This is a genomic window from Qipengyuania sp. NPDC077563 (assembly GCF_044901345.1).
Classification (GTDB): domain Bacteria; phylum Pseudomonadota; class Alphaproteobacteria; order Sphingomonadales; family Sphingomonadaceae; genus Qipengyuania; species Qipengyuania aestuarii.
Genome location: NZ_JBJDPC010000003.1, coordinates 196,078 through 211,290, shown reverse-complemented (window position 1 = coordinate 211,290; position 15,213 = coordinate 196,078). Strand labels below are relative to the sequence as shown.

The following is a 15,213-nucleotide window of genomic DNA, read 5'->3' as shown; positions in this document are numbered from 1 at the left end:
CCCCAGCCTAGGGGGTTTTTGGCTGAACCGGAACTGAAGTTGTTACCGCGCGGTCGATGAAGTCCATCATGGTGTCGAACACCCGCCCGTCGCGCCGCCAGGGGCTGGCCAGCATCAGCAGCGGATCGGCGTGGTTCTTGCCCGGCAGGTAGAGGGTCTCGACACTGTCGCCCTCGGCCCGCAACGCCGCCGCCAGCGCCTGCGAATTGCGCGGTTTCACCGTGGTATCCGCCTCGCCGTGGACCAGCAGCACAGGCGGCAGACCGGGGCGCACGTTGTTGACCGGCTGGCTCTCGGCGCCCGCGCCCACGCTCTGGAATGCGGCGCGGGTGCTGTCGACATCGAAGGGATAGAAATCATAGGGGCCCGACAGGCCCACGATCCCGCGTACCGCGTCCTGCGACACGCCCGCCGCCGCCAGCCAGCGCGGATCGAGCGCGGCCTGCACGGCATTATAGGCGCCCGCCGAATGGCCCGCGATCACGATGCGCTGCGGATCGCCGCCATAGCGCGCGATATTGCGATGGACCCAGCCGATCGCCGCCGCCGTATCCTCCACCATGGCGGGATAGCGCCCGCCTTCGCCCAGCCGGTAACCGCCCAGCACCGCGACATAGCCCTCACGCGCGACATTCCGCGCCACGAAGCCGTAGTCCGCCGGATCGCCGCTCGCCCACGAGCCGCCGTGGAAGAACACGAACACCGGCAGCGCGTCCCCGCCTGCCGCAGCCGCGCGGAACACGCGGAGCTGCTGCTGGGGCGAGGGGCCGGTGCTGGCAGTTTCGACTAATTCGACCGCGGCGGAGGGGCCCGCGATCCGGTCCACCGTGTCGAGTACGGCGGGGCCATTGCGCTGCACCGCGATCCACAGCCCCAGCCCGGCCAGCAGCACAAGCGCGAGGAGGATGGCGAAAGCCCACATCACCCGCCGCCTCATCCGGCCGCCTCTGCCGTGTCCCCCTTGCCGACCGAATCGACGATGGTCTTCGCCTCGTCATCCTCGAGCAGGCCGATCGAGGCGAGGAAATCGTGGCCCTGCTCATAACCCTCGCCCAGCCACAGCGGGATCCCGGCGGCCTCCAGCGAGGCTTTGGCCGCCAGTTCTTCCGCACTCATCGCCTCGCCCACCTTGCGGATGAACACGGCGCGCACGCGGCCCGGCATGGCCTTGGCGATGTCGGCGAAGGCGGTCAGGTCGCCTTGCGAATCGTCCCCGATCAGCGCGAATTTCAGTTCCGGATAGGTGCCGATGATGCCTTCGATCGCCGCGCGCTTGTGCGCCCCGTGGCTGGAGGACCCGAAGGTCGCCCGGTTGAGGCCCCAGTCGCGCAGCATGATCGGGCCGAGCGGCAGCCCGCGCCCCTTCATATAGGTCACGAGATAGGAAAACAGGTTCCACGGGCTGGAGGAGACATAGAAGAACGGCCGCCGCGAGGCGCGCTGGTGATCGCCCGCATGGCCGGCGTCCTTCGGCATCCCCTCGTTCCCGCCCAGCGCATTGTAGAACATGTCCGCCCCGGGCACGAGAATGCGTTCTTCGGGCATCTGCATCAGCACGCGCCGCCAGTTGCGCATCACCGCGCGGAAATTGCCGGTAATGCCGGTCTCGATGATCGTATCGTCGATGTCCGAGATCATGGCGAGGCCGGTGCTGGTCCCCGGCGCCAGCACGTGGCCGTCGACGCATTGCTCGCCCGCATCGTTGCGCCAGTGGAACGTCACCGTCTCCCATTGCGGATGCTCTTCGTAAGGCCACTCGCCCTCCAGCGCGATGTCGAAATGCGCGAAGCCTTCCTTGTCGGTGGTTGCCTGGTGGCGGCGCGTTTGCCCGCCGGGTGACACCACTTCCAGTTCGACCGCGAAGCCGCCCGCTTCATGGCTGGCGAATTGCGACAGCATGGTGCGCATCGCCCGCCAGCGGCCGGTCTCGCCGAACTCGCTCACGCGCGAGCGCAGGGCGCGCACGGTGATGTGCAGGCGGTCGCGGTTGCGATAGCCGAAATAGGGCTGGATGCGGACGGGTGCGCTGGGAAAAAACGGCATGGGGCGAACCGCTAGCCTGCGGTCCGCCCCATACTCAAGCCATTCGTCCCGCGAATGCGCGGATTATGCCCGCGATCAGCGGCCCGCCAGCTTCATCGCGGCGGATTCGAGCAGGCCGGTGTCGTGCGGCACTTCGCCGATCACCTCGGCCCCGCCATCGGGCGTGCGGCGCACCATGACCAGCGCGGTTTCCGGTCCGTCCTCGGCCAGATCGCCCACCGGCAATTGCGCGATCACGCGGCGCTGTTCGTGGCCGCTGCTTTCGGCGGCGATCACCGCCTTGATGCTGACATCGAAGGCCCGGCCCACGGCTTCGTAAAGCGCGCGGCGGCTGCGATCCGGCGTCGTGCGCGCGGCTTCGGTCAGCTCGTGAACGGCAGCCAGCAGGCCGTGCAGGCTTTCCGGCTCGGGATGGCCAGCACGCTCCTCGGCGACCAGATCGCCCTGCGAAACCGCTTCGGCGCCGTGGTCCTGCTCTGCCGCAGGCTGTTCGTCCACGATCAGCTCTTCGCCAAGCTCGAGCGGTTCGGCAGCCGCTTCGAGTTCCGCGACATAGGGTTCGAGCGAGAGCGGCTCGTCTTCGGCCTCATCCGCAGGCTGCTGGTAGGAAACCTCGTAACTGGCTTCGTAAGGCGCCGCATATCCGGCGTCTTCGCCATGCACGTCGTCGGCATGCCCAAACCCGGCTTCCGGCTCGGCTTCGCTGGAAACTTCGTAATGCGCTTCGCCGCCTTCGTGGCTCAGCGCTTCGGCTTCGTGGGCCGGGGCGTCTTCCGGCTCCGGCGCATAGCCATAGGCCGGGCCCTGATCATAGTCGTAGCTCTCGCCGAACTCGCCCTCATCCTCGTCCTCGTCCTCGTCATAGGCCTGGGGAGTGAGCAGCGTGTCGACCGAAGGCGCCTTGGGGCGGAACAGCGGGCGTTCCTCGGCCTCTTCCTCGGCGGTTTCATCCTCATCGTCCAGCGAACCCAGATCGATCGGCGACTTGCCGCGCACGCTCGAACTTACCAGCGACATCAGGCGGCTGTTGAGATCGATATCGGCGAGCGGATTGACCACCCCGTCGACATCTTCTTCGGTCTCTTCCTCGTCGTCCCATTCGGGCAGGCCGTATTCCTCGGCGATCGACATGGGCGACGGTGCTGGCTCTTCGGCCCCGTCGTCCGTCGCCGCGCCGCCGATCGGATTGCCCAGCGCATCGACCGCGCGATTGCGCTTCGGCGTGAGCACGGGCTCTTCGGCCGCGTCCGCGTAACCCGCCTCATGGCCGGTGTCGTAGGAAACAGCTTCGTGACCGGCATCGTAAGCGGCGTAATCCTGCGGCTCCTCGGGCTCGGGCGCCCATTCGCCGGTGGCAGGCTGGTCATAGGCCGATTCGCCCTCCGCTTCGGCTTCGTAGCCCTGGGCATTCTGGCCATAGGCATTCTGGCCGAAGCTGGGCGAAGGCAGCTCCACCGGCTCGTCCTGCTCGCCGTAAGCCTGATCTTCGTAGGAAGTCTCGCCATAGGCGGAGGCGTTCAGCGCGCCGTTCATGGACAGCACATTGTCCTGCGCGGGTTCTTCCTGCGGCGCGGCGTAACCGGGTTCGCTTGGCGCTTCGTAAGTCGCTTCCGGCGCGGATTCCCAGGCCGATTCTGTGGCCGTTTCCGGGGCGGTTTCCGCCTCGGGCTGATTGCCCGCGTCCTGACTGGCTTCCTGGCCGGCTTCGGGCGAAGCGGCCGGTTCGGGGTCGCTCAGCCCGTGGCCCGAGCGCAGGCGCGCAAGCCGCTTGGCAAATTCATCGCGGACGGTTTCGTGGCGGCGGTCGAAATGCACGATATTGGCCATGTCGGCTGGCTCCTGTGCGCTGTGGTCGGTGGAAGGTGCGCCCTGCTGGGCAAGAGCTGCGTCGATTTCATTGAGCAGCGCATCGGCGGTGGCGGCGTCGGCGATCTCTTTCCAGTTCACCACCGCATAGACGAAATCGATCGTGTCGTAGTCGCTCGAATAGGGCAGCAGCACGCCGCGATAGGCGACCCGGCGGCCGCGCGCATTGCGCGCTTCGGCTTCGAAATTGACCGGGCCCTGCGCCGATACGACGCGCAGATAATTGTCCGCCACCTTGGCCAGCAGCGAATCGCCGGGAATGTCGTCGAGCGTTTCGACCAGATCCTGCGCGCGGCATTCGCCCTGCAGTTCGCTGCCCACGAATTGGATCGAGGGCGTCGTGCTGCCGGTCGAAAAATCGAGCAGCACCGAATAGGGGCCGAAATCGCCGAGGAATTCGGGTTCGAGATCCTCGATATGCGGCAGCGTGCCGTTGCCCAGCAGGCTGGCCCAGTGATTATAGGCGCGCACCTGCATGCGGCGTTCGTCCTGCCCGACCGGCGATGGCGGCGGGTTGGAATGCGCGCCGTCGTCGTAATTCTGGGAGCCGTGGCGCTGCTCGAATCCGTCATCGCCGCCATATGCGTCGAAATCTGAGCCTAACGTATCCATTCCAGCAAAAGCCCCCGGGCAGTGTGTTCGAGGCATGCTATGTGCCCCGCCCATGCTGAAAAAAGAGTTAAGGTTAATCGGGCCGGTAAGCATGAGCCTGCCGCTGGCTGATGGGGTGGGCCTTGGCGAGGGGGCCTGAGCGGGGGGCCTGAGCGGGGGGCCTGAGCGCGCTGGCCTGAATGGCGGGCCGCTGAGGGCCTCGGGGGTCGGAGGCGGGCCGAACTTTTCCGGCCCGCGGCTGGTCCTAGAGCATGTAGCGCATGCGGATCGTCATGCTGCGATCCTGCGTGCCGATACCGAATTCGGCATCGTGGAAGGCGGGCGGCCCCATGCGCACGGGGGCATCGCGCGAAAAACCGAAGCCTTCGCGCGGCATCATGCCCAGTGCGCGGTCGGCCTTGCCATTGGCGTTCTCGTCGTGAAGCAGGGCGATGGCGTAATTGCCCGGCGGCACATCCTCGAAGGTGAGGGTGAGCCTGCCTTCATGGGCTTCGACCCGGCTCGATTTCGTGCCTGCGACTCCGCGGCATTTGGGGAAATTCTTCTCGTTCGCCGTCATGCAGGCCAGCACCACGCCATCGGCATTCCTCAGATTCGTGACGGTCACCACCACCTTGGCGGCCTTGCCGGCCGTCGCGGTCTGGGGAAGGGGCGCGCCGCCGCCCAGCGCCAGGGCGGCGACGGGAAGGATGGCGATTCGTTTCGCGAGCCCGCTCAAATGCGCGTACTCAGCCCCTTGTCGGTCCCGCACAAACGATCCCAGAACCTGAAATAAAGCCCGTAATTGCATCGATATTCTTCGTGATGACGTTGGTGATGGCTGGCGGTTATCAGCCATCCTCCTAACGCGGAGTGAACCAGCCGTTTGGGAAACAGCTCCCAGCCCATGTGGTTGGTGACGCCCATCACCGTCATCACCAGCAGCACCAGGCTCAGCATGGCGATATGGATCGGGATCACGAAGACCAGCAGCGGAATGACAATAGCGCCGGTCAGCGCTTCCCAGGGGTGGAAGCTCATCGCCGCCCAGGCGGTGGGAGGGCGGCTGGCGTGGTGGACGGCGTGCATCGCGCGGAACAGCTTGGGGCGGTGCATCAGCCGGTGGGTCCAGTAGAACCAGCTGTCATGGAGGAAGAGATAGATCAGCGGGGCCAGCGGCAGATACCACAGCGGCAGCGCGTCCCATTCGGCATAGATGCGGGTCCAGCCGCGTTCCTGCCAGCCCCAGGCCACGATGCCCGCCGGAATGCCGTAAATCGCGGCCGAAACCAGCGACCAGCCGATCTCGCGGCGGATCTGCCGGCCCAGCTTCGCGTGATATCCCGGCAGCCTGCGGCCTGTGGCAAAGGCGAACAGGCCGCTGGTCGCCAGATAGCGCGCCGCGACGATCGCGGTCATGGACAGGGCGGAGATGAGAATGGCGGTCCACATGATGCTGGTCTTCCGCCCTAGTCTCTAAATCGCCCCAGGTTAAGAACTGCTTCTATTCACTCCCGCCCCAGGTCGCGCAGTGCGGATCCGTTGCAACAGTCATCCGGCGCATCGCGGCGCGGGCCAGCCGCTCGGTCTCGGTCTTGCGGCGCGCGGGGGCCAGCGGCTTGAGCGATGCGGGGCGCACGATCTCGCCGTCATAGCCATCGGCCACCACGATGCCGCAGCGGTCGGGCCGGAAAATGTCGCGGTCGAGAATCGTGCGGTCGATATCGGTCGACACGCCCCAGAAGAAACGGTCGCAATAGTCGAGATAGTCCTGCCATTTGTTGTCGCCCAGCAGATCGCCGCGCTGCACCTTGATCTCGATGATGATCACGCGGCCCTGGGCATCGACCCCCATGAGATCGGCCCGACGGCCATTGCGCAGCGGCATTTCGGGCAGCAGCCATACCCCGTAGCGGGCAAACAGGCGCTGGATCCCCCGGCGCACGCTCGCCGAATCACTCCCGGTAGGGGTGGTTTCAAAATCGGCAGCATCGACAACGTCCCTATCGGCGTCGGCGGCCACCACGCCCGGACTATGGGGCGAGGTGCTTGCGGGGGCACCGGTATCGGCCGAAGCGGTATCCGGAGCAGCAGTATCGGCGGAGGCAGGATCGTCGGAAGCGGTATCGAAGGAGGCGTTATCGGCGGGCGCCATGGCCCCCCGCTTGCCGGGATTCGGAATGACGTGTGATTCGCTCATGCCTTCTTGCTGGAACAAAATGGGAACGCAGTCAACCAGCGGGTGTTCGGGCTGCGGCGCCCCGATCAAGTGGGTGTTCGGAGCGAAATCCGGAACGGTTTTTAGTGGCGGGAGCCGCCGCGCCTTGCTAAGCGCCCCGCCACGGCATGCACCCGTAGCTCAGCTGGATAGAGCGCTGCCCTCCGAAGGCAGAGGCCACAGGTTCGAATCCTGTCGGGTGCGCCACAATTTCAATGACTTAGCGATGCTAATTCTATTTTGTATGGAATGCGCATGTAATCGATTATCGGTGGACGCCCCCGAACTCATGTGGATGGCGGTGCACGATACATGTGTTGCGCGAGCCCTTCGCCGCCTGGTTCGGCAAGGTTCCAAACTTCTACGGTTGGCGCGAGCGCTAATCGTAATCGGCTTTGCGTCCGAGACCGCAAGCTAACGCTTGCCTTGGTAAGGGTGAGGCCGGGAGTTCAATCCTCCCCAGCAGCACCATTTTTCAAGCACTTCGCATGTGCGACCGTCTAATCCATGAAAATTCCATGAAGTTGGCTATCCCGGTCGCCCGTTGGGAGGAGAACCATGATTCGCTGCTGATTCAGCAACCCAGCGGCAATCTCTAAGCCTTCCGAGGTAAAGTCATCAGACGTTGCCGACGTGATTTCGCTATCTAAGGGGACGGGCAGCTAGCGATAAGTCTGCTGGCACATTTTAGGAACAGCCCTCACTCTTCCTCAAGCTCAGCTACACGCTTCAAAATTGCCCGCTTGTGCTTGAAGATATCTACCGGCCCCATAACGCCTTCCCGGGCTTCATCCTTTCCGCTGAATAGCCCCAGATAGCGCGAGGTAGGACTATTGAAATGCATCCGTGCAATCGTACGCCGGTTGTTATCGTCCAGGAGGATCGCGCAGTAGGACTTAGCGTCTCGCATCACCACGCGAGAGGGGTCGACCTTCTCTGCACAAATGGCCCGGATGATGTTGAAACCCTCAATCTCTACGTCTGTAGTCTCGACTGCGCCTTGATCGACCTCAGCCATTTGATGGTCTGGTTCGTCACTGCCCCCGCTAATCGCCTTCTCAAGTCGCTGGTGGACTCCATCCCTAATCAACGAACCGTAGGCTTGGGTAATAGCTGACCGGAACCGGTCCCTAACACCTTTAGTGATGATCCCATCATGCAGCCGGCCGGCGATGATTTTCACAAGATCGTCCGAAGGCTCACCGAACTCCTTGCGGAGCTCTGCCAAAACTTCAGACTGAAGCTTTAGCGCTCCGGCATGTGAGACGATCCGAGCAAGATCGAAGTCAGCGCGCTGGAAAGTTGCAAGTGTTCGAAGATCAGAGGCTTTGTAGTTATCCAGATCGAATGTGAAGAACGGTCGATCGTCCATCATGTTGGTTTTCTCGGCATCCGTGAAGAACCGATAGACGACGCCATTCGTCAGCAGGGCAAGTCGCGCATCGGTGGCTGCGAAATACCGATAGAGCTGGCTAGCATGTTTAATCGAAAGATCGCCGTTGGCAGGTTTGCATTCCACGAGGATCTTGATCTCGCCGCCTACGCAGATTCCGTAGTCGACCTTCTCGCCCTTCTTCGTGCCAACATCGCAGGTAAACTCTGGCACAACTTCGTCTGGGTCAAAGATGTTGTATCCGAGCGCCCTGAGGAACGGCAGAACAAGCGTAGTCTTAGCGGCTTCTTCAGTGGCGAGCTTTTCGCGGTGCTTCCGTAAAGTTGCTTGCAGTTCTGCGATGCTGGCTTCGATTTCCATTAGTTCCCCCCGGTGTTTGTGAAGGAAGCTAATAGATGAGGTAGCTTCGTCAATCGGTTAACGAACTTTGAGGCTGACAATGCTCTGCTGCGGGCGGCTGGTACGGATGATTGAGGGGCGGGCCGAGACCCACCCCTCTCCGGCTTAGACCGGGCGAAGGCCAGTGATATGGCCACCCCGCTTTCCAGTGTTGACCTCAGAAATTCGGCCTTGGTTGATGCCAAAGTCCGCCGCGATATCGTGTTGCATCTCGCCTAGGCGAAGACGATCCCAGATGGCGCGAATCGTTTCATCGGTTAGTTTGGCGCGGTTGCGCCCTTCTTTGCGTGCCATAGTATTACCTCTTTGGTCTGGCACGACGCAGAGGCTTGACGAAGGCTTTCAGTCAGCGCAGATAGTGCGCGTCAGGTTACCTCAGCTTCGCGCCCCCACGACCGGTTTTGCGAAGCTCTCCTGATCTGAAAGCCCAGCGTCCTACCGCTGGGCTTTCGTCTTTTCAGGACAGACCCCGACATGATTCCGCGACTCACCGCCAGAGTCGAGGGGGTTCGATAGTTACCCAGCGTTTATCCCCAAACGAGAGCCGTTGAACAAGCTGGCGGACCTATTAAAGTGCCACGTAATCTAGGTGCTGGTGCGGCGGCTCTGGGGCCGTAAGCGGAATATCCGTTTTGCAACGCAAAAACGCTGGTAGCGGACGCTATTCCCACCTCTGCAGCAAACGATCGCGACTTGAGCGGCAACGTTTTCGTTATCTCAAGGTCACCAAATTTTAATATTGCTTACTAGCTTCCCGATAAACTAGCCATGCTAAGTCGAGCTGTTAAAAGCGGCTCAAAGGGGGCAATACATGAAATTATTGGCACAATGGGTCGCATTAGCGATCGCATCACTGGCGTTCGCGCTAACTCCTGTTCACGCGCAAGAGCGTTCAGCCGTAAAACAAGGCTTCGAGCTTGTAGCTCAAAGCGGAAAGCGCATCTTGGTCTTTCGACCGTCTGTTAGCGTCGGATCTCAGTCCACCGGCGGGATGTTTGAACCGAACGCGGAGTGGACAGAGCAGGCGAAATCCAACATCCAGGTAGCGCTCGAAGACCTTCAATCTCGGCTGGGCAACGAGGTCATCGTTGCACCCGAGGCATACGGTAAAGACGCGCAAGCGGTCGAGGAACACATGGCCCTCTTCGCAGCTGTCTCACAGGCAGTCATCGAGTATCAGTTCTTCGTCGGAAACCGCCTGCCCACGAAGAAGCGCGACAACAAGGACAACGTCTTCGACTGGTCGTTGGGAGACGGGGTGTCGAGGCTGCCCGGGGCCAAGAGCGCGGACTACGCTTTGTTCATCTACAACAAGGACGCTTACGGCTCGACTGGGCGCAAGATCTTACAGGCGGTTGCTCTTCTTGGGCCGGGTATCGCGGTGAAATCTGGAGAGCACGTGGGCTACGCAGGTCTTGTCGATCTGCGGACTGGTGACCTGCTTTGGCTCAACGCCGATGCCGCCATAGGAGGCGATGTCCGCGAGATCGACGGTTCGCAAAAACGAGTTCGGCAGTTGCTCGAAGAATTCCCTGGTAGCGATATCGGGAAAGAGTGATGGGACACTTTCGCCTGGCTAAGGCCGCCCTAATTGTCGCCAGCGTTATTGGTGCGACGCACGTGAATGCGGAGCCGGCCCCCACGCCACCGCCCTATCACGGGTTCTACCAACCACAGGGCGTCGACGAGGTCGGCCTGTGGAGGGAGGACGACGAGAGCGAACGTCGGCTCGCAGCCTCCCAACTCGTCATTCAAGACGAGGCCCTTAACGCATATCTCAAAGAGGTACTCTGCAAGACCGTTGGGACCGACCGTTGCACCGCGACCCGGATCTACGTCCTGCGAGAACCGACTTTCAACGCGACCATGTCTCCCAACGGTACCATGCGCGTTTTTAGCGGCATGCTTCTAAGAATGCGGAGCGAAGCTGAACTCGCCGCCATATTGGGTCACGAGTTCGGCCACTTCGAGCAACGGCACAGCCTGAAGCAGTTCAAGGAAAGGCGAACCGGAAGTGACCTGCTGGCGTGGGGCGCCCTGCTTGCGAGCATGTCTCCTGGCTACGATGCACGGCGCACTTACCAGTCTCTCGAGATCTCGGTTTACGGCAATCTGTATCGTTACGGCCGCGATCAGGAGCGCGAAGCCGACCTTCTTGGCCTAGGTTACCTCAACCAGAGTTCGCTGCGACCCCAAGCGGCGTCGGAAGTCTGGCAGAACCTGATGGGCGAGATCGATGCTTCCGCTCTGGCGCGAGGATTGAAAAAGCCCAAGTACAACGCGATCGCGTTCACGGCCTCGCACCCGCCCCACGGTGAGCGAGCAGGCTATCTCTCGGAACTGGCCTCTCCTGGTGGCGCCATTCGTAACGACGGGGCCCCGAGGTACCGACAGGCACTCGCTAAGTGGCTGCCAGTATTTTTGGAAGACCAGATCAAGCTCAATGATTTCGGCGCAAGCGAGTATATCATCGAGAATCTCGCTAGAAATGGCTGGACGCCGACTCTTTGGCATGCCCGTGGCGAGCTATATCGGACGCGAGGGAATCAACGCGACCTCGTTCATGCTGCCCAGTTTTACCAGAACGCAATCGCCCTAGATGGTAACCTCGCTGCATCGTATCGCGGCCTTGGCCTCTCCCTTTTCAAGACAGGTGAGCGCCTCCGCGGCCAGGAAGCCTTGAAGCAATATCTCGAGCTTGCCCCGGACGCCGAAGATGCGGGTATGATCCGCCTGATGCTCCCGAAGGAGACCTAAAATGAAAACCATCAAGATTAAAACCGCAGTCATCGGCGTTTGCATCTCGGTTGCCTTTGTAGCCGCGCCCGCCAGCGCCCATAAGCTCCGGGAGCAAGGCGAGACCGTCGACGTGGCGGATTCGAACGTCCTGGTGACGCCGGCAAGGGACTGGAATAGGCTAAGCGGTAAGATCGGTAAGCGAACCGAAACGTGGACCTTGGACGGCGGCCAGCTGAACGACGTCACTTTCTTCGGGGGAATCGAAGCTGGGGATCCCCTGGTCAAGGAACGAAACAAGAAGCGTGATCCATTACCAAAGTTCACGTCTTCAACACTTCTCGTAGAAGTGCCGGAGCTGCTCGAAGGAACTTATAGGACCTACAAGGACCTAGCGGCATTCCAGCTGGTTTCCGCGGAGCCCGGCACCTTCCTCGGTCGCGACGGTGTCCTGTTCGCCTACGAATACACCGACCTCGATGGTCTAACGAGAAAGGGCGAAGCGAGGGCGACGATAGTCGACGGCAAGCTGTACATGGTAACTTTCGACGCTCCGCGTCTCCACTATTTCGACCGGACTCTCCCAGATTTCCGCGCTTTGGCGGATACCGCGAGATTAAAGTGATGGGCCTTTCTCAATGCCCTCAGTTCTAAATATTAGAACTTACCCGTGAGCTTCTTGCTTTTTCTCGCCACGGTTATCGTCCCGAGCGGACAAACCTTTTCTTGTACGCCCGTCGCTGTGTGGGACGGTGACGGGCCGATATGGTGCGAGGAAGGTCCCCGGATCCGGCTTTCCGGGATAGCGGCGAGAGAAAGGGACGGCTCCTGCAGCCTCGGCCACCCCTGTACTCCCGCAGACGCTACGGTCGCACGGGACGCGCTGGTTGCCTTCTTAGGCAAGCCTGTAGGTGAGAATGCCCATGGGCATGTTTTGGTAGAAGGCCCGGCGATGCGCTGTGTTTCAGTCGGATCGGCAGGCGGCAACCGTACTGCGGCTTGGTGCATTTCTCCGCGAGGTGGGGACATTAACTGTGCCATGGTCCAGGGCGGCTGGGCCGCCCGCTGGGATAAGTACTGGAGAGGGCACAAGTGCGGATGAAAAAGCCACGCGATGACGCCTATGGATCCGAGAAGGGAATTCGCTTGGAGTTCGCTCTCAGAAGCATGGTCTTGATCTTCGGAGGATTGATATTTTTATACTCGCTTTTAGTCCCCGCCTTCGTCGCTGCCCATCCTGGTGGTTTGGCCGCGGACGGATGCCACAATGATCGCAAGAACGGCGGGAGACATTGCCATCGTGCCAACGCACAGCCGACGAAGCCGAAGTCGCAACCAAGCGGTACCTACTACGTCAATTGCGCCGCGGCGCGAGCCACTGGGGCCGCTCCCGTCCGCAGGGGCGACCCAGGTTATGGAAACCATCTCGACCGGGACAACGACGGCGTGGGATGCGAATGAGGATTGGTCGAGGTGGTGCTATCACGACACCACACGCGACTCTTACTTCGACCTCGGCCGATTGAACGAGGTCCGCCTATACTGGTAAGGCAGAAGAAGGGCCCTAGCACGAATCCGCTTCGCGGGATGGTTGCTTGTGGCGAGGGTGATGTCGAACGACGGGCGTAGCGTCTGGTCCGAGAGAGGCAGACGATCGTGGCTCCCTCAACCGAATCGAACAAGGTTTGCGGCGGTCCGCCGCGAAAAATGTCATCGGTGGATCACTTGTCGAGCGTCGTTTCGAGCATTTTTTGAACAACGGTTATTCCTTGTTTCTTTCGACGCACGAGAGTTCCTCGTTTCTCAGGAGGAAACGAGAAAACCTAGAACGCGATTTGCGCGAAAAGTTAGAATCGAATTGACTTCCAGATCCCAAAACAACTCGAGGTCCCTCGCATAAAATTCACTCTTCCAGCGTTGCTCATCATCTCTCTGAGTAACACTTCCGTAGCCGCCAAACCCTTTCACAACGAAATACCGTCTGTGTTTCATGGAAACTGGGGTTCGGCCGCAGAAGACTGCGCAGACGAATACGGCGTCAACACGTTCTTCATCGATGCAGAGAGCGTCAACTACTACGAGAGCAATGACTACCTCCTGATCGGCGTCGAGTTCATGGGAGCCATGACAGGCGGCGGGAGCGGCAGCCTTTTCAATGGGCGGTTCACCAGCCGCATGGAAACTTTCCTGTTAGGCGAGAGCGACATCCGGTTCGAGATCGACGACGACAACAAGAACATCCTCTATCGTTATCCGATCGGGGAGGATGGCGAGCCAATTGTCTCGCGCCAAGTTCGCAGTGTTCGCTGTACATCTAATTGAAAGTTATATTCATGCATCGACTTTTCACATTGGCCTCGCTTTCGGTCTCTAGCCTGCTGCTCGGCCTCAGCGCGACAAGCGCCAAAGCGGACAGCTATCTAGATAAATGCATCGCAGCTGGCTCCGGCAGTTCTAGCCATCACTATAAGTGCGCTAGAGCCTGACCCGAAACTAAGTTGGGTGATATCAGCGAGTTAGCTTGACGGCCAAATCCAGGGCTGATTCAGGAGTTTTGCGAAGAACTTCTGGAGATCAGTGATGTGGACCGATACCACCCGTTCGCAGGATGCGCGCAAGGGGCTGGCTTTGCCAAGCGATTTGACGGATACGGAATGGGCGCTTCTGGAGCCCTTCTTCCCCGCACCATCCGATACTGGTCGTCCGCGCAAATGGCCGATGCGGCGCGTGGTGGAGGCGATCCTCTACCTTTTGCGTGGCGGCCTGCCGTGGAGGATGTTGCCGCCCTGCTTTCCACCAGTCTCGACAGTTCAGCGCTGGTTCTACCAGTGGCGCGATGCGGGTCTGTGGGAACTGATCAACCATTACCTGTTGCAAGACCTTCGCACTGCGCAAGGCCGGGAGGCATCGCCCAGTGCAGGAGTGATCGACAGCCAGTCTGTCAAAACCACCGAAAGCGGCGGTCCGTGCGGCTATGACGCAGGCAAGAAGATCAAGGGGCGCAAGCGCCACATCATCACCGATACCGACGGCAATCTGGTTCATGGCATGATCCACACTGCCGACATCCAGGACCGCGATGGTGCTCCGCTGGTGCTGGCCGAGATTGTTACATCCTTCCCGTGGCTACGGCATCTCTTCGCCGATGGCGGTTATGCAGGACCGAAACTGAAGCGCGGCATCGCCCGTCTCGGACAATGGACCAGCTTTCGACGCTAAAGCAGACGCATGCCGACCTTTGTTGCTTCTTCAATGCGGTCGATCATTTAGCGAAAAGCAATGGGTATCTGCAGCATCCGTTAGGGAGTTTCAGGCGACTGGGTGAAGTCGCCGCACGTCAACCGACCATGTATCCTGCGCAGCCGTTCCGGAACCGATTGCGATGAAGTCAAACTTCTCAGCCACTACAGCAATTTCCCTCTTGGATCGGTGGGCAGGGGACCGTGCCGTATGAACAGAACACGCAGCAATCGCCGTGGAGCGGCTGAAGGCGTACGCCGCAGCTCGAGCAATTATAGAAAAACATGCAGGCGTTGGTCGGCATTTCCTCTTCCTTCTCGTGCCCGCACTCAGGACAACGCAGGCGAGAAGTCAAAATCAGTTCAGCCATAAAAGAAAGCTCCAATCAGCAATACTGCACCGATGGCGATCCCTACGGCGGTCAAAACCCGATAGGTTAGTGAGCCACAATTCCCATCAGCCGGGCACGTTCGGACGGTGTGAAATTGCCAAAGTAGTCGGAGAGTTGCCGCGAAAAGCAGAACCGACGCGAGGATAAGAAGCGGTGACCGATAAGGCGCTACGACCGGTGACACACTGCCAAGCCAAGCCGAACCTACGCCGACCGACGCCAGTGCCAAAGGAAGCGCACAGCAAGCGGCAGCACCGAATGCTGCAAAGAGGCCGCCGCCCGTAGCTAATCCGTTCCACCAAGTGCCAAGGCTGCGCATTGAATGTCCTTTTGCAG

15 protein-coding genes, 1 tRNA gene and 1 pseudogene are annotated in these 15,213 nt (G+C 60.8%); 7 read left to right on the top strand and 10 right to left on the bottom strand.

Features of this window, described 5'->3' with window-relative positions; all coding sequences use genetic code 11:
* Positions 1 to 7: 7 nt before the first annotated feature.
* From ACI2I1_RS12060 to ACI2I1_RS12035, 6 genes are all read right to left on the bottom strand, one after another.
* Positions 8 to 922 carry an alpha/beta hydrolase gene (locus ACI2I1_RS12060; RefSeq protein ID WP_404679308.1) on the bottom strand — a complete coding sequence of 305 codons (915 nt, stop codon included), beginning with the start codon at positions 920 to 922 and terminating at the stop codon, positions 8 to 10.
* Positions 923 to 933: 11 nt separating this feature from the next.
* Entirely contained in the window at positions 934 to 2,043 is a 1,110-nt protein-coding gene (locus ACI2I1_RS12055; RefSeq protein WP_404679307.1) for a phosphatase domain-containing protein, read from the bottom strand.
* A 75-nt stretch (positions 2,044 to 2,118) separates the two neighbouring features.
* Positions 2,119 to 4,521: a hypothetical protein gene (locus ACI2I1_RS12050; protein ID WP_404679306.1), complete on the bottom strand. Its 2,403-nt coding sequence runs from the start codon at positions 4,519 to 4,521 to the stop codon at positions 2,119 to 2,121.
* A 244-nt stretch (positions 4,522 to 4,765) separates the two neighbouring features.
* Positions 4,766 to 5,239: a DUF2141 domain-containing protein gene (locus ACI2I1_RS12045; RefSeq protein WP_404679305.1), complete on the bottom strand. Its 474-nt coding sequence runs from the start codon at positions 5,237 to 5,239 to the stop codon at positions 4,766 to 4,768.
* A complete protein-coding gene (locus ACI2I1_RS12040) occupies positions 5,236 to 5,952 on the bottom strand; it encodes a sterol desaturase family protein (RefSeq protein WP_224812744.1) in 717 nt (238 codons plus the stop codon). The genes ACI2I1_RS12045 and ACI2I1_RS12040 overlap by 4 nt, the downstream gene beginning before the upstream one ends.
* 52 nt (positions 5,953 to 6,004) lie before the next feature.
* Positions 6,005 to 6,700: an MmcB family DNA repair protein gene (locus ACI2I1_RS12035; protein ID WP_404679304.1), complete on the bottom strand. Its 696-nt coding sequence runs from the start codon at positions 6,698 to 6,700 to the stop codon at positions 6,005 to 6,007.
* 148 nt (positions 6,701 to 6,848) lie between these two features.
* On the opposite strand from ACI2I1_RS12035, the gene ACI2I1_RS12030 reads away from it, so the two are divergent.
* A tRNA-Arg gene (locus ACI2I1_RS12030) sits at positions 6,849 to 6,925 on the top strand.
* Between the two features lie 493 nt (positions 6,926 to 7,418).
* Here the strand turns inward: ACI2I1_RS12030 and ACI2I1_RS12025 are convergent.
* Both ACI2I1_RS12025 and ACI2I1_RS12020 read right to left on the bottom strand, forming a co-directional pair.
* Positions 7,419 to 8,471, bottom strand: coding sequence for a type I restriction endonuclease (locus ACI2I1_RS12025; protein WP_160727637.1), 1,053 nt, complete (start codon positions 8,469 to 8,471; stop codon positions 7,419 to 7,421).
* A gap of 144 nt (positions 8,472 to 8,615) precedes the next feature.
* Positions 8,616 to 8,804 carry a hypothetical protein gene (locus tag ACI2I1_RS12020; protein ID WP_160727638.1) on the bottom strand — a complete coding sequence of 63 codons (189 nt, stop codon included), beginning with the start codon at positions 8,802 to 8,804 and terminating at the stop codon, positions 8,616 to 8,618.
* A 517-nt stretch (positions 8,805 to 9,321) separates the two neighbouring features.
* Here ACI2I1_RS12020 and ACI2I1_RS12015 point away from each other — a divergent pair.
* From ACI2I1_RS12015 to ACI2I1_RS11990, 6 genes and pseudogenes are all read left to right on the top strand, one after another.
* A complete protein-coding gene (locus tag ACI2I1_RS12015; protein WP_404679303.1) occupies positions 9,322 to 10,068 on the top strand; it encodes a hypothetical protein in 747 nt (248 codons plus the stop codon).
* On the top strand, positions 10,068 to 11,267 hold the full coding sequence (locus tag ACI2I1_RS12010) for a M48 family metallopeptidase (protein WP_160727640.1): 1,200 nt from the start codon (positions 10,068 to 10,070) through the stop codon (positions 11,265 to 11,267). The genes ACI2I1_RS12015 and ACI2I1_RS12010 overlap by 1 nt, the downstream gene beginning before the upstream one ends.
* Position 11,268: 1 nt before the next feature.
* Positions 11,269 to 11,871, top strand: a complete 603-nt coding sequence (locus ACI2I1_RS12005) for a hypothetical protein (protein ID WP_160727641.1) — start codon at positions 11,269 to 11,271, stop codon at positions 11,869 to 11,871.
* 473 nt (positions 11,872 to 12,344) lie between these two features.
* Entirely contained in the window at positions 12,345 to 12,707 is a 363-nt protein-coding gene (locus ACI2I1_RS12000) for an excalibur calcium-binding domain-containing protein (protein ID WP_160727642.1), read from the top strand.
* Positions 12,708 to 13,229: 522 nt separating this feature from the next.
* Positions 13,230 to 13,568: a hypothetical protein gene (locus tag ACI2I1_RS11995; protein WP_404679302.1), complete on the top strand. Its 339-nt coding sequence runs from the start codon at positions 13,230 to 13,232 to the stop codon at positions 13,566 to 13,568.
* Positions 13,569 to 13,826: 258 nt separating this feature from the next.
* Positions 13,827 to 14,450 (top strand): annotated as a pseudogene (locus ACI2I1_RS11990) (IS5 family transposase); the annotation flags it as partial.
* Positions 14,451 to 14,643: 193 nt separating this feature from the next.
* Here the strand turns inward: ACI2I1_RS11990 and ACI2I1_RS11985 are convergent.
* Entirely contained in the window at positions 14,644 to 14,856 is a 213-nt protein-coding gene (locus tag ACI2I1_RS11985) for a GDCCVxC domain-containing (seleno)protein (RefSeq protein ID WP_160681134.1), read from the bottom strand.
* Positions 14,849 to 15,196, bottom strand: a complete 348-nt coding sequence (locus ACI2I1_RS11980; protein ID WP_160681135.1) for a mercuric transporter MerT family protein — start codon at positions 15,194 to 15,196, stop codon at positions 14,849 to 14,851. Before ACI2I1_RS11980 ends, ACI2I1_RS11985 begins: the two co-directional genes overlap by 8 nt.
* Positions 15,197 to 15,213 lie beyond the last annotated feature (17 nt).

Bases quoted from the DNA above. Each gene is read 5' to 3' on its own strand.
- ACI2I1_RS12060 (WP_404679308.1), bottom strand. From the start codon at position 922: ATGTGGGCTTTCGCCATCCTCCTCGCGCTTGTGCTGCTGGCCGGGCTG.
- ACI2I1_RS12025 (WP_160727637.1), bottom strand. From the start codon at position 8,471: ATGGAAATCGAAGCCAGCATCGCAGAACTGCAAGCAACTTTACGGAAG.
- ACI2I1_RS12050 (WP_404679306.1), bottom strand. From the start codon at position 4,521: ATGGATACGTTAGGCTCAGATTTCGACGCATATGGCGGCGATGACGGA.
- ACI2I1_RS12020 (WP_160727638.1), bottom strand. From the start codon at position 8,804: ATGGCACGCAAAGAAGGGCGCAACCGCGCCAAACTAACCGATGAAACG.
- ACI2I1_RS12010 (WP_160727640.1), top strand. From the start codon at position 10,068: ATGGGACACTTTCGCCTGGCTAAGGCCGCCCTAATTGTCGCCAGCGTT.
- ACI2I1_RS12000 (WP_160727642.1), top strand. From the start codon at position 12,345: ATGAAAAAGCCACGCGATGACGCCTATGGATCCGAGAAGGGAATTCGC.
- ACI2I1_RS12040 (WP_224812744.1), bottom strand. From the start codon at position 5,952: ATGTGGACCGCCATTCTCATCTCCGCCCTGTCCATGACCGCGATCGTC.
- ACI2I1_RS11985 (WP_160681134.1), bottom strand. From the start codon at position 14,856: ATGGCTGAACTGATTTTGACTTCTCGCCTGCGTTGTCCTGAGTGCGGG.
- ACI2I1_RS12035 (WP_404679304.1), bottom strand. From the start codon at position 6,700: ATGAGCGAATCACACGTCATTCCGAATCCCGGCAAGCGGGGGGCCATG.
- ACI2I1_RS12015 (WP_404679303.1), top strand. From the start codon at position 9,322: ATGAAATTATTGGCACAATGGGTCGCATTAGCGATCGCATCACTGGCG.
- ACI2I1_RS11980 (WP_160681135.1), bottom strand. From the start codon at position 15,196: ATGCGCAGCCTTGGCACTTGGTGGAACGGATTAGCTACGGGCGGCGGC.
- ACI2I1_RS12005 (WP_160727641.1), top strand. From the start codon at position 11,269: ATGAAAACCATCAAGATTAAAACCGCAGTCATCGGCGTTTGCATCTCG.
- ACI2I1_RS12055 (WP_404679307.1), bottom strand. From the start codon at position 2,043: ATGCCGTTTTTTCCCAGCGCACCCGTCCGCATCCAGCCCTATTTCGGC.